Annotated in this window: 6 protein-coding genes and 2 pseudogenes; all 8 read right to left on the reverse strand. The window is 36.9% G+C overall.

The annotated features are described in order from the left end of the window. Positions 1-57: 57 nt before the first annotated feature. Entirely contained in the window at positions 58-900 is an 843-nt protein-coding gene (locus tag IR022_RS20320; protein ID WP_410492799.1) for a sugar phosphate isomerase/epimerase family protein, read from the reverse strand. A gap of 21 nt (positions 901-921) precedes the next feature. Next, positions 922-4,668, reverse strand: a pseudogene (locus IR022_RS04685) (family 78 glycoside hydrolase catalytic domain); the annotation flags it as partial. 1 nt (position 4,669) lies between these two features. Further along, positions 4,670-6,115 (reverse strand): glycoside hydrolase family 140 protein, encoded by a 1,446-nt coding sequence (locus tag IR022_RS04690; RefSeq protein WP_194202811.1) that lies wholly within the window; start codon positions 6,113-6,115, stop codon positions 4,670-4,672. 65 nt (positions 6,116-6,180) lie between these two features. Beyond that, positions 6,181-8,631, reverse strand: a complete 2,451-nt coding sequence (locus IR022_RS04695; RefSeq protein WP_194202812.1) for a glycosyl hydrolase family 95 catalytic domain-containing protein — start codon at positions 8,629-8,631, stop codon at positions 6,181-6,183. Between the two features lie 25 nt (positions 8,632-8,656). Next, positions 8,657-10,057: an alpha/beta hydrolase family protein gene (locus IR022_RS04700; protein ID WP_194202813.1), complete on the reverse strand. Its 1,401-nt coding sequence runs from the start codon at positions 10,055-10,057 to the stop codon at positions 8,657-8,659. Between the two features lie 257 nt (positions 10,058-10,314). Further along, positions 10,315-11,640, reverse strand: a pseudogene (locus IR022_RS04705) (glycoside hydrolase family 28 protein); the annotation flags it as partial. Positions 11,641-11,703: 63 nt separating this feature from the next. Next, positions 11,704-12,696, reverse strand: a complete 993-nt coding sequence (locus tag IR022_RS04710) for a LacI family DNA-binding transcriptional regulator (protein WP_194202815.1) — start codon at positions 12,694-12,696, stop codon at positions 11,704-11,706. A gap of 219 nt (positions 12,697-12,915) precedes the next feature. Next, entirely contained in the window at positions 12,916-15,513 is a 2,598-nt protein-coding gene (locus IR022_RS04715; protein ID WP_194202816.1) for a glycoside hydrolase family 2 protein, read from the reverse strand. Positions 15,514-15,587: the final 74 nt, after the last annotated feature.

The raw sequence follows: 15,587 nt of genomic DNA on the forward strand, positions 1-15,587 counted from the left end.
TGTTTGTCCTCCGTGGGCGAGCACATAGGTTCGCCCTACAACTACTATTCTGTGATCTTATTGAAATACTGATTTAAGATAGTTGGCATTTGCTCCGAAGTTTTTCTTCACATTGTGAACATCTGTTGTATCTCGTGAACGTTCGATAACAAGCCATCCGCTCCAACCCATTTTGTCAAGGGTTTTCTTTACTTCGGGCATATTAATTGCAGGATCGTTTTCTAGCCAATGCCCATCTGTATTGCTTGCATGTATTTGTATGATACGATCTTTTCCTAAAGTCTTCAATTCTTTGATAATATCTCCATTACGTTTCAGAATGCTTGAAAAGTTGACATAGCTTTTTACTGATGGAGAACCTATCTCATCAATCAATTTTGCTTCTTTTTTAGCATCCAAAGAAGTTTCAATACCAATAACTACTCCTGCTTTTTCAGCTTTCTTTGCAGCCACTTTTAAGCGTTCCAATATGATGGGATATAGTTCTGGATTTTTGGCTAAATCACTTTGATTTCCTAAGGGCAAGAAAACTACTTTAGCACCTAATGCTTGCATAGTTGCAATACATTCATCCATCAATTGTTCATAATTATCTCTGCTGGCAAACGATTGCCCATAAAATCCAGACATGGCAATAGAACTCAATTGTATGCCAACTCTATTAAATTCAGCTATAAATAACTCTTGAAATTGTTTATCAGTAAACTTGTTATCAAACGATACACGTTTACCTAAACTACCCATATCTAACTCTAAACCATCAGCACCAACTTCTTGAGCTAATTGCATAGCTCCTACTTTTTGACGTTTTAGCATCATCCAGTCACAAACCGAAACCTTATATCTGTTGTTGTTTACAACTTCTATTTCAGATGTTTCTTGAGTTGAAGGCCATTTCATATTCTCTATTTTTGATAGTACCAGTTTATTAGGATCTATCTGAATATGTTTAATAGCTTTTCTTCTCCATGTATATACAATATGTACCATGCCGTCCTTACTCTGAATAACAGAAGGATAAGAGTACTGACTGATAGGCGAGTCTTCTAATATAGAAGTAGCATACCATGTTTCACCATCTTCCGAAATGGCTACATTTAATGGAGTGCGTGCACCTTTTCCATTTTTTAAAGTGTCATGAGGCAATACATGATTGTACACTAACAATTGACGGCCGTCTTGCAAGGTTACTGCATCCGTTCCCGAATTATTATTGGGTAGCATCGTTTTAGTCATAGGACTCCATGTCTTTCCATTGTCAGACGACCACGATTCGGCAATTGCCCGCTCTTTAGTACGGCAAAGAATCTGTAATCTTCCATCCTTATGAGTTAGTATCGATGGTTGTATAGTATGTAATTCTACACCTTCATTTATAGGACCTATTTTAGACCATGTTTTTCCAAAGTCTTTACTTGCTTCAAGATGAACTCTCCATGCACCGCCTTCGGTACTGGATGGGGAAAGTAGTGTTCCATTCTTCAATAAAACAGGTTTATTTTTCACAGGACCTAAAAATCCATCAGGTAAATCAACTGGTTTTGACCAAGTTTTACCACCATCTTGAGAGGTTATAAGTTTACCAGCCCATCCTCCAACATTTGGACCTACTTTGTAATAGAGCTGTAATTCTCCGTTTGGTACTTGAAACAATACGGGATTCCAACAAGCATATCGCAGAGTATCATTTACAATGCCATTAGCTACATTCTGAGGCTCTGTCCATTGTCCGTTTACCAAATAGCTAGTCCAGATACAAACATCAGGATTTCGCTCTTTAGTGCCTCCAAACCACGAGGCGATCAATTGTCCTTCTTTCGTTTCAGCAATAGTTGCTGCATGACTTTCGGGATAAGGGGCAGTCTTATTTATAAATTGATCAACTATGACTCCTTCCCTCCAACGATTGAAAGATTGTCCGTATTTGCAGGTGAAAACGTACTCTCCCGATCCTATTTCGAGGTTTATTCTGCCTTTTTCTTCTCTTACATATTTTAATCCTTCAACTTTTGTAATTGGTTGACCGTTTTCTGTAATATCATCTCCGGAAGCAGCGGGTAGTAAAATATTGGCACGAGTATTTGCAGGAATCGTAATTTTCCATGTGAAAATGCCTTTATCTAGCTTCCATTCGCTTTTTACTAATCCGTATAATGTTTGGTGAGAAGCTTTTGCATAAGTCAAATCTTCGGTTGGATTAGGCATCATCCACAGATTTTTAAATCCGGAATAGTTAGGGTGGGGTTTGATACCTGCCACATCTTGATACATCCATGTTATGAGGTCTCCCAATAACATTACATGATTGTGCGAATTCATTTTAGGACTAGCTGTATCTCCGTTCCAAAGTTCCCAAATGGTTGTGGCGCCTTGTTCAGCCATATAGCCCCAACTTGGATAGTCTTTTTGTGAAGCAATGGTGTAAGCAACATCCATACAGCCTCTTTTAGTCAACTCACGCATGAGCCACTGTGTACCGATAACTCCTGTACTGATATGTAGTTTCTCTTTCCTTACAATTTTATCCAGCATATTCTGGAATACAATATCTTCATTTTCTTTATCTACAATATTGAATGCCAATGGTAAAAGATTAGCAGTAACAGTATAGTTGCCATATTGTTTTGTCTCGCTATCATAAAATTTAGTATTAAATGCCATCCTTACATTCTCAGCCAAATCTGCATAAGTCTGAACATCCGCGGTGCTACCATTTATTTTTGCAAATTTCTGCATGAATAACAATATCTTATAGAAATAGGCAGTGGCAATTAGCTCACCATTTGTTATTCGGGCAGGGTCTTGCGACTTAATCATTTCTTTAGCTTCGGGTGGAACACACCAATCACCGTACTTATCTTTAGTCATAATGTAATCTGCCGTCATATATTTGTCAGTCATATACGAAAGCCATTTTTTCATATACGGATAATGCTCTACAATAGGTTGAGAGTTTCCAAATTGATTATACAACATATCGGCAATAAACATATATGTACCCGGCCATGTCATATTATCGCTGTAATAAGTCATATAAAAAGGTGGCACTATATCCGATAACTGTCCATTATCGAGTTGAGAGTCTTGTATGTCTTTAAGCCATTTAGTATATAGCTTTTCGTTACCAAAAATATAGCTTTCGCCTAAAGAACCGGTCGTGCGGTCGCCTAGCCAAGGCTGTCTTTCGTCTCTTTGCGGACAATCAAGTGGTATTCCTTTGTAATTACTACGAATACCCCAATATGCATTCTTATAAATTCTATTCAGCACATCATTAGATGATTCAAAATGACCAATTGTTTCTATATCATCATAAATAACTTGACCCAGAAAGTTGTCAATAGTTGGTGTTTCTGAATATCCTGAAACTTCCATATAACGGAATCCATGATGCATAAATGATGGCTCCCACGATTCTAAAGCATCGCCTCTCATCGTATAGATATCAGTTTGCTTGGCACTTCTTAAATTTTCGGTATATAAACGTCCGTCGCTTTTTAATCTTTCGGCAAATCTCAAAGATATTTTAGCATCTCTTTTTCCTTTTATCTTCTGAATCTTAACCCAACCGGTCATATTTTGCCCCATGTCTACAATGAAGGTATCAGCTTTAAGATGGGTGATTGAAATAGGTTTAAGCGATTCATGAATTTTCATATTTTCGCTCATCTGAGCCGAAAGTTTCCCTTCGGGAGCTTTTACAAGTTCGACTTTTTGCCATTTTCTGTCATTAAATCCAATTTGGTTCCATTTACCTAATTCTTTTGTTGCATCATATTCTTCGCCATCAAAATCATTATTTGATCGGATAGGCCCATCAGTTGTAATCTTCCATGAACTATCACTTACTATAACTTCTTTTGTTCCATCCGTATATTCTATTTCGAATTGACAAAGAAGTTTAGGATAACCAAATGTTTTAATTTTATGAGGTTTGAAGTTCTGACGCATGTTGTAAAAACGTCCGTTTCCTAAAACTACTCCAATAGCATTTTTACCGCTTTTGATTTCTTTAGTGACGTCAAACGTATTATAAAGAACAGTCTTAGTATAATCGGTAGCCACAGGTGCTAATACCTGATCGCCTATTTTATTACCATTGATATATAGCTCATATAATCCCAATCCTGAGATGTATGCTTTAGCCGATTTAATACTTTTATTACTGCTGAATTCTTTTCTCAAGTAACGCGCTGAGAGTCTTGCCCACTGAGTTTCACTATCCCAAGGGAATACTTTATCTAGCCCAATCCATTGAGCAGACCACTCTTTATCAGACAATAATCCAATACTGAACTTTGCGGGTTTACTCCATTCTGATTCTCCTTTATTGGTAGAAACTTTCACTTTCCAATAAACATCGGTACGACTTTTTAAGGGAGTGCCGCCATAATTTACAAAAATGGATTGGCTACCGTTTACTTTTCCCGAATCCCAAATATCAGCTTCATTTTTCGCTAATTTATCAGCAGATGATGCCATTAATATTTGATAGATAGTTTGACTAATGTTTCTTTCTTTGGATTGAATTATCCAACTTAATCGAGGTTGAGAAGTAGCAATACCTTCAGGGTTTACAAGCATCTCACATCTAAGCCTGTCTACTTCTACACCAAATGCAGAGGCTAGACAAAAGGCTGATAATAGGAGTAATATTATTTTTTTCATATCAATTCTTATTATCTTGTAAGTTATCCTGAACATAAGATTTCGAAGCATCTGTAATAATAAGTACCCAGTCGTTTCCTGCTCGGTAACCCGAATCGTGGATGAAGGTTTGTTTTCCGTTTTCAAATTCTCCAATAAACTCTACTTTTCCATTAGCGGGACTGAACCACCATGCTTTCTTCTTTGCTCCTAATATTTTAGTCAGATCAATTTCAGATAATCTATTTGTATAATTATATACTAGAATATAATCTTTTCCACGTGTAGCAATTACTCGTTCGTATTGCACCCCATTTACATTGGTTATTACTGATTGATCGGGAATACGATCGAAGAAAGGGAATGCCAGAATTAAGTTTTTAAGGTATTTCATTTGTTGACATCCTGGGTCATGAATTGCTTCCCACCAAGGTTTCTTTGCTCCAAATGAAGCTTGATAACCGGGGCGAAGCATTTGCATGGTAGAATTGTGTCCGTATGTGTGACCGAACGATCCTGCAAATACCGACCAATAAGCATATCGACGTACGTCTTCGGCTTGCCAATAGCGCTCATTAAAATCGTGCAAACCATGAGGAATATCTTCATAAGAAGGCTCTCCGTCAATTACAGGTTTTAATGGCTTTTCGGCTAAGCTGCGTTCTACAAAACGCCAGTTGTCTTCTTCGGTATTTTCTTCTATCGGATAATCTCCGTCACCGAAACGTTGTCCATAGCGGCGATGTCCCGATTGGAACATATTGAAATCGAGCCATGATTCGTTATTGAACCAAGTAGTCGATATGGTACGTCCACGAGGATGGAAAGTCATTAAATGATCAGGATCTATTTCTCGAATAGTTTTAGCAAGCATTTGCCAGACTTCGGGCTGAACATCTCCACGGATGTCACCTCCTATGAGCCACACAATATTGGGGTATTTCTTATAGCGCTCAGCAAGAAATTTACCGTATTTCTTAGCATCTTCAACTGACATTTGTTTCTGTTGAACAACACTTCCCCAAACACAAACTATGCTTATGTACATACCTTTGGCTTTGGCTCTCTCTACAATATAGTCTACATGTTGCCAATAGTTATATTCTCCTTTTTTATCTATATTATCGAAGTTGAAGCCATAAGGTAAAGCCCAATCTCCATACACATTCATAGCTGGAACAGTATGCAATGTTGATATTTGAACAACATTATAGCCATTCTTTTGAGTTTCGTTCATAAAGAAGTCTACTTCATCCCTATTTGATCGTGAGGGCAATAACCAAGCAGTTTCTCCCAACCAGAAAAACGGTTTTCCATTTTCGTGTTGAAGGAAAAGTTTATTGTCACTTACTTTTAATTTTCCATTGTCCCAAGGTATATCTATTTTGCTTTTTTTCTCTTGTGCATGGATAGAACCAAGTCCTAAAAATGCAAAAGCTGCTATAAGTATAACTTTGCGTATCTTCATGTTTTTTATATTTAAGGTCGCAGACCTATTTAATTATTTAATAAGGTTACTTTAAATACTGACTATTACTTACTCTTGAATGTATATGTTTTTCCTTGTTCTGTTTTCAGGTCGTATGTTAACGATTTTCTATTAGCTGGAATAGACAGTTGAGCTTTATCTGAGATTATAGGTTGCTTAATCTCGGGTGTTGTATAAAGCGGATTTGTATTTGTTCCTTTCGCAGGCTTCAATCCTTTTCCTAGTAATGGTGAATCAATTTTTAATCGGCAGTTTCCTCCATTCTTAGAAACAATTTTTAGAGACTCTACCTTTCCATCTTTCCAATCGATATCTATAACAAATCCACCTCGGGCAACAAGACCTTTGATACTACCCGTTTTCCAAACACTAGGTAATGCAGGTAATATGTAGATGAATCCATCGTGACTTTGTACAAACATTTCGCCAATTCCGGCAGTGCATCCAAAATTTCCATCAATTTGAAAAGGTGGATGAGCATCAAACATATTGCTGTAAGTACCTCCTTTTTTCTTTTCGTTAGTTACTAAGTTCAATTGCTCAGTCAACAATTTATAGGCATGATCTCCATCTAAAAGACGTGCCCAAAGGCATACTTTCCATCCCATTGACCATCCTGTTGATGGATCGCCACGTTGAATTAAGGTATTCTTTGCAGCCTCGCTCAACTGAGGTGTATGAATGGGTGATATCTGATTACTAGGATACAATCCGTATAGATGAGATACATGGCGATGCTTGTCTTCGGGTGAATCCCAATCATATAACCATTCTTGTAATTGACCATGTTGTCCTACTTGCATAGGGGGAAGTTTATCTCTTTTCGTACGCAATGTATCAGCGAATGTTTTGTCTACACCTAATATGTCAGCAGCAGCAATTACATTCGAAAACAAATCGAATACCAACTGATTATCCATTGTTGTGCCTGCTGCTATTGTAGCTTTAAGCTTGCTTCCTGCATGAGCATTTTCGGGAGAATTAGAAGGAGATACAACCAACCAGCCATGATCGGGTTCTTCAATAAGAAAGTCTACAAAGAACATGGCAGCACCTTTCATCACCTGATAAACGTCTTTCAGATATTTCGTATCACCTGTGTATAAATACCGATACCATAAGTGTTGACTTACCCATGCACCTCCGGTTGGCCACATACCTGATGTTGCCTGATCTACGGGAGCCGTAGTTCTCCATATATCTGTATTATGATGTAATACCCATCCACGAGTGTGATACATCATCTTAGCTGTGGTTTCTCCCGTTTCGGCAACCTCTTTTACAAGTTGTAACATAGGATCATGCATTTCGCTTAGATTTGTAGGCTCGGCAGGCCAATAGTTCATTTCTAAGTTTATATTACAAGTATATTTACTATCCCAAGAGGGTAGGAGTCTGTCATTCCATATTCCTTGTAAATTAGCAGGTTGAGTATTTGGCTGAGAGGATGAGATCAATAAATAACGCCCGAATTGGAAATATAGGGCAGCCAATTGAGGATCGAAAGTTTGTGCAAACTCTTTTATTCTTACATCGGTTGGCTTTAAAACTGCATCCGTAGTGCCTAAATTGAGTGAAACACGATCTATGTATTGACGATAAAAATCAATATGACGTTGTTTTGATAAGGCATAATCTTTGACAGTTGCATTATCAAGATATGTTTTACATTTCAGAGTTTTATCTCCTGATATATCTTTATAGTTCACAAAATTAGTAGCGATAGCAATATAGATAATTGCTTCATCAGCGTTCTCAATACTTATTATATTATCTTTTATTTGATAAGTCCCTCCTACAATTTTGGGTTTTACTCTTGTCTCTAATTGTACCTTTCCACTTTGTTTTTCGTGTGCAGGTGTTAGTGCTGATAGTATAATCTGATTGTTATCGGCAGTATATTCGACTTTCTCCTGTGGAGTTGTCAAAAATGCATTACATGAAATGCTAGCGGGTTTATCAGCTGTCAACCGAACCATTATCACTTGATCGGTAAATGATGTAAGAATTTCACGTTTAAAAGTTACACCATTCACTTTATAAGTCACAGTTGCCAGAGCATCAGATATATCTAAATCTCTATAATAGTTTGTGTATTTATCGTGTCCGGGAAAAGAAATAAACAAATCGCCCATCGTTTGATAAGGCATTCCGTGATTCTTTTTAGACATTAGTTTTTCATTGGCTAACTGTTGAGCTTCAACATATTTTTTGTCGAAAATAAGCTTACGAACCTCTTGTAAAACTTCGGGAGCTACTTCATGAGCATTATTATTAGGAGAACCAGCCCAAATAGTTTCTTCATTCAATTGCAAGTGTTCGACTGAAGGTACACCAAATACCATTGCACCTAAACGTCCATTTCCCAAAGGAAGAGCTTCATTCCAATCGGCAGCAGGTTTGTTATACCAGAGGCGTAAATTGTCGTTATCCTTTGCTGTTATCCATTGAGATGAAAAGCATAGTAAGATTAAGAGATAGACGAGTTTTTTCATGGCTATTTTATTTAAGATATGAGGTTTATTTTTGAATGCCTATGTTTTTCAAAACCTCCATTAAGGCTTCTTTTCCTTTTATGGCATTTGAAGGAAGATTTTCTCCATTTTTGCCGAAAGCATACATTTGCCATTCTTTCTCGATGGTTATTGTACTTTCATCGTATTGACCTTCTTTATTTTTAAGCATTTCGGGATTTAACTCGAATTTTTCAGCTATAAAATCATATGCCGCTATCCTTTTAGAGAAGCCATAGTCATGTCCTTCCTCAGGTAAGTGAACATTCTTTACGTTATCAGTAGCACCATAAAATCCGTAAATCCGTTTTATAAAAGGATATTCTAAAGTAGGAACACTACTTGACCAATCTTTACCATCAGAGATTATTAATTGTGGTTTGGGTGCAAATATGGCTGCGACTTCTGCGTTGTTTGTACGATTTCCACATAAATGGGTTGGCATGCCACTTTCGCATGGACAGCCACCATTGAAATGTGACGCCAACATTACTACGGGTATGCTTAGACTAATTCGATCATCTATTGCCGACATCATCATAGTCATGCTTCCACCTCCCGATCCACCGGTGATCCCTACACGAGAGGAGTCCGATTCTTTAAGTGTCAATAAATAATCAAGTACGCGTATTGCGTTTAATGTTTGTATAGAATGAGCTGCACTTAGGCGATGCAATGTTCCATCGAATTGCAGGAGGCTTTCTCCCCAAGCGAAAATATCCCAAGAGGCCGAAATGATTCCCATTCGGGCTTGCATAGCACATCGTTTTTGTTGGTCTTCCCGGTATCTTCCTTGCCCAAAATGCCCATTGGGATTGAGTATTACCGGGTATTTACCTTTTATTTTAGAAGGCTTATAAATTGATCCGCAAACATATATTCCCGGCAGTGTTTCAATAGCAAAATTTTCAACTGTATATCCATTGTATTTCCTTTTGGCTGTCAGTATAACCTTAGAATTTGGTTTTGCAGGTAATGGTGACAATCTTAATGCTTCTTTGAAGCAGGGAATTAGTTCAGCTTTTCGTTTTTCCCAACTTGATTTATCGTTATATAATGTCTTAAGATATGTTAGGAATTTTTCGCCCTGCGCTACATTTGTTCTAGCATATTCAAACGATTTTATTTTATACTTATCGTTATCCATAACAAAGGTATAATCGAAAGGAGCCAGTACAGCATAAAGGCTTTCTTCGACACTCCATGGTTTGATTCTCCAATCGGCATAATTCAAGACCTTATCGTCTATCATCTTTTTATCATACTTGATTTTAATATTGAATTGTTGCTCAATGTCTGCCAGAACATCTTTTAGAGGACGTGCATAAGAATCGTCTGCTGTTTGTGCAAACAATGCAGATGAAACAATAATTAATTGAAATAAGAGGATAGTTGTCAGTTTTCTCATTGCTCTATAATTATTGCATTCGGGTTCAAGTTTTGTCCTTTCTCAATGCTTTGATTCAACCTCTTAAGGTAATTGCCCATTAATATAATATTGTTGGTACTTGCACCGTCTGCTTTTAGGAACGATTGGCTTCCTGCTAGAGGAAAACATCCTTTTATGAAAATGTCTTTTACATCTGTGAGAGATATAAGACTTTTCTCAGAGTTAGGTTGCAACGTATATACATTGTTCATCTGAATATTTGCAGAATTTTTGATTGTAAACGAAGGACTCAAGGTTGCATTTACCTGAACATCAGTAAATATCAAATCTTTCGATTTATCAATATCAAATCCGGTTTTGGCATCAATATTTATATCAGTAAAAGTTATATTCGAGATAGGAGCCTCTTCAATTCCCCATATAGTACAAGCTGCGTTTACATCAGACCCCGTAAGATTAGAGAAATGTATATTTCTGAAAATAGGAGTTCTATCTGATAATGGTTCAGCAGGCACGTTTGAATAAAAAAGATTCAATGTAATTGCTTCCTTTTTGATGTTTTTCATAACCACATTACTCACTCTTATCTCTTCTACGATACCACCTCGTCCTCTGGTCGATTTAATACGGATACCTCTGTCCGTTCCATCGAAAATACAGTTTGATATAGTTATTTTGCGAACATCGCCAGACATTTCGCTGCCAATAACAACACCTCCATGACCTGCTAACATTGTACAGTTTATAATGGTTACATTCTCACAAGGTGTAGCATACTCACGTCCTTGAAGGTCACGTCCTGATTTTAATGTGATACAATCATCACCTACACTTATGTGACAATCCGAGATATGTACATCTTTACATGATGAAGGATTTATTCCATCCGTGTTTGGGGAGTAAGGGTTAAAAATAGATACTCCCTTAATAGTTATATTTTCACAAAACTCAGGATTGATTGTCCAGAAAGGAGAGTTTTCGATTGTGATTCCTTCAATAAGTATATTTTTACTTTTATACATTTGAATGAAGGGTGGGCGAAAGAACTTCTTTGCAAGTGTTCTTTTCCAATCCGATTGTTCTTCAATCTTAAGATTTGGGTTTTCCTTATCCCATAATTCTTGTAGAGGAGCTACTCGTTTTAAAAGTGGTGCGTATTTTTCAATACCATCCATTGCCCATGCTACATGCCACCAATAAGCTCCGTTGCCATCAATCTTTCCTCTGCCTTTTATGGTAATATTTTCTTTCTCATAAGCATAAAAGAGAGGGTGGAAGCTTTTCATTACAACTCCTTCATATCGCATTTCTACAAACGGGGTATACTCTTCGTACTCACCCGAAAATAGAATTGTTGCACCCGATTCAATATCAATTGTAATATTACTTTCGAGTTTGATAGGTCCTGTTAGATATGTTCCTGCCGGAAAATATAAAGTTCCACCTCCATCAGAAGTAAGCTTATCAATAGCTTTTTTTATTATTTGTGTATTTGAGGTTTTCCCATCGGATTTTCCTCCAAACGAAATAAGGTTAATCGTTTTAGCATTGCTGCAAAAAAATACACTTAGAAAATAAATTGTCAATAATAATTTCTTCATTATATTTTATACGTGTTTCTATTTAATACCAGAGGTTAAGTTATTTAAATTAAAAATCTTACATCAGCTATGCAAGGTAGCTTGAAGTTCTATTTTTTCGGACGTATTTGATTTGTTTACAATTTGATTTACTAATATATCTATGGCTCTTCTCCCCATTTCGGGTAAAGGTTGCATCATATAAGGAACGTCATAATTTACAAAATCAAATATTTCGTTTCTATCAAAACTCATCAGATTTACTTTCTTAAAAATATTTTTGTCTGTTTCTTGCATATATTTTATTCCTGCTACGCAAACACTATCTGTTGAGAAGAATATACCGTCCAGATCTTTTATTTTAAGCAGATCGTTAATGGCATTAGTGGTATCTTCTGTGATATTTTCATAACTCACTTCTTTAATGAGTCCGGCATCAAATATATTAGCATTTTGTACAGCTTCAACATATCCGCGTTTACGCTCGGTCATATGGTGAAGTCTATTTTTATAAGTAAGTAATGCTATTTTTTTACATCCTAAAGCTATCAGATGTCGAGTAGCCAAATAGGAGGTCTGATAATTATCTATCATTACATGACTCGTTTCAATTGCCGGAAAACATCTATCGAGAAGAACAACGGGAGTTTTAGACCTCACAAGTTTAGCAATGTCTTCTTCTCCGTTCTCCGTAGGAACTATAATAAAACCATCCACTTGCCTGCTTTGGAGTGTATGTATCATCTTTCCCATTTTAGATGTATCCTCATTAGTATTGGTTATCACAATGGTGTATCCTAGTTTTTCTGCATATTCTTGTATATGAAATGCAAGAGTTGCAAAGAATATATTGGAAATATCAGCAACAATTAATCCTATTGTTTCAGAGCGTCCAATCCTTAAACTTCGAGCCAGATTATTAGGCTCATAATTCAATTCTTTAGCTTTTGCTCTGATCTTTTCAGCCATTTCAAATCCTACACGCCCTTCCTTCTCTTTGCCATTGATAACTAACGAAACAGTAGCGTTAGAAACTCCTAATGCTATTGCAATATCTTTAATAGAAACTCGTGCCATTGTTGTGTTGTTTATAGTTTTCAATTTTACAAAAATATCAGATTAAACGTTTTAGCAAGGTGTTTTCATTATGTTATGAAACATGAATTGCTAAAACCAATCTAATAATTATTCCCATGGCTATCATATCTATGTAACGATTACTATCTATGATTACATTTTATTATTATAGCTTTGGTTCTATACTATACTAACCAAAGCTATAATAAAGCTTGTCCTTTATTGACCAAATTCGGTTTGTTGTCTTTCAACTTCATCTAAAGCTTTTTTTCGCTCTTCCTCTGAGAGTTGTCTATTAAAGCTTCGCTGATATGCTTCACTACTAATTTTATTAACTGTTGGTTTATCTAAAAACAATAGATTACGATTTGGGGCGATTGTCTCAAATTCTATATCAGCAGGGGTAGGGGCATGTTCACCTTCGAACAATACACGGGCATGCGCTTTAATTTTACCGGGAGTTATAGTTGATCTTATCAAAACAGGGGCAGAGCCAAACTCAATGGTCCGTGGATTTGCTCCTATTTGCGAACCTCCAATTATTTCGCCTTCACCTTCTATCGAAAATAAAATCTGCTCTTTAGCTAATCTGCGAACATTACCTTCATCATCGGTAACTTCGCATATAACGGGAACAAAATCTGAACCATCAGCATATAACTGTCTGCCTTCGTTATCTATTCTTAAACTCAATTTGGTAGAGCGTCTCGATGGCTTTTTTGTTGTAGAGCATACTACTTTACCATCTATAAGTCCTTCTGCTACAAAGCTTACTTTTTGCCATTGTTTTTGTACATATGGATATTCTCTCATAGAATTGAAATCGAAAACATTCTTGAAAATAACCGGAGGGTGGGGCATTCCATATTGAGCTTTTTGTACTTTCTGAGTTAAAGTATCTTTCCCATAGACAATCAGTCTAATTTCGTCACAATTAGTAAATATAGTTACATCCGGATCTGAAAAAGGAGAAATCTCATGAGCTACAAATACCATTGGTCCTGTTTCCGACAATGGATGTTTAAGATCGGCATCAACCTGACTCTTGAACATATAATACGAATATTTAGGTTGACGGAAAGCATCCATTAGTCCACCCCAATATGGGTCGGGATGGTAGCCTCTCTGGTGATCGAAAGGATGCCATAATGCACCTCCTATAAACTGATTGCTTTGTGTATACATTTCATTGTAAGCTTTAGCCAGCTGCAAAGCCTGAACAACCTGAGGTCTTTCGCCCCAACTACGGGATGCTCTGTTGTTGGTATTATGTGCATACCAATCATCTACATTTTCGCCAAATTCGCGTGTAAATATACACTGCTTATAGCTGCCTACATCTTTAGGCCATCCGTAAACAACTTCATAGTTTTCGGCCACCCCTTCCGAGTGTGCGTCAGCTACACAGAAAGCTCCCATATATGGATATTCTTCGTGTGTGATCTGATGGGCTTTCAATGAAAACTCTAAAGGAAAGCGTGTTTCATTAAGAATCGGCTCCCACATTAAAACTGAGGTATGATTACGGTCTCGTCTAATCATATTCCGTATATCTTCATAAACCAATTCAGCAAACTTAGGGTCTTTGTTCCAGTATTGCCATCCCGGAGTAGCTACAATAACGAATATACCCAACTCGTCGCAAGCATCCATAAAAGAGGGATCTTGTGGATAATGTGCTACACGAACTATGCGGCATCCAGCATCACGTAATTTTTTAGCATCACGCCAATGTTGAGAATTGGGCATGGCGTTACCTACGTATGCGAAATCCTGATGCCTGTTACCTCCAATAAGTTTGTCCGATAACTCATCGTTTAACCAAAATCCGTCTTTACCTCTAAATTCGGCTTTTCTCAAACCTATACGTGTTGTTCCACCATCTAAGCTAGTTCCATTAGATGCAATAATTCGCGATTCTACTCTATATAAATAAGGCTGATCGGGCGACCATAAAGTTGGATTATTAAGTATAATATTTTGCTTTACCTGCTTCGATTCTCCTCGCTTTAGGTTTACTTTCGATGATATTGTTTTTAACACATTTCCGTTTGCATCACACAGTCGGGTTTCAATCTTAATATTTTCATTATTTGTAGATTGATTCAATACATCTGTGTCAATAGATATAGAAGCTTTCTTTTTAGAAATTTCATCAAAATGTACAAATACTCCACCTCCTGCAGGTTTATTTTCTTTATTGGGGTCTGAGATATGAATTCTAGAAGTTGCTATCAACCAGACATCTCTATAAATACCTCCATGATATGTAAAGTCGAGTGTTGACTGCTTTTTACCCGGAGGATAGTTTTTATCATCGGAGTTATCGGTAAGTACTGCAATTAAGCATTTATCTCCTGCCTTTACTCCATATTTAGTCAGTTCTATGCTAAAAGGAAGATAACCACCTAAGTGTTCTTCCACTTCTTGTCCGTTTAGGTATATAGTACTTTTACCCATAGCAGCTTCAAAATAGATATTTATCAACTGATCTTTTAGAGTCTCATCTACTATAAAATGCTTTCTATACCAAGCTGGCCCTTGATAGTTACGTCCTCCACTAGCTTCTGCAGGCATTAACTGAACGGTATGAGGTGTAGAGACTATGTCCCATTTAGAATCATCGAAGTCTATCTTTTCAGCTCCGTTTGGATTACCCCTCTGGAATCTCCATCCAACATTGAAGTTATAGACCTTACGCCCCGAGTTTTTCAAATCGAAAAAACCTGCGACTGATGTTTGAGGCTGAATATCGTTTCCTAGAACGAGAAAGGATAAGAATAGAGAAAATACAAGAAAAATTATTTTTTTGTTCATTCTTTGTGGTTTTCAAATAATCAATTAAAAAGGTTATTTTTGCTTGGATAAAAGCAATCGTGCTTTCAAAAATA

The sequence above is a fragment of the Dysgonomonas sp. GY617 genome (assembly GCF_015233815.1).
Lineage (GTDB): Bacteria > Bacteroidota > Bacteroidia > Bacteroidales > Dysgonomonadaceae > Dysgonomonas_A.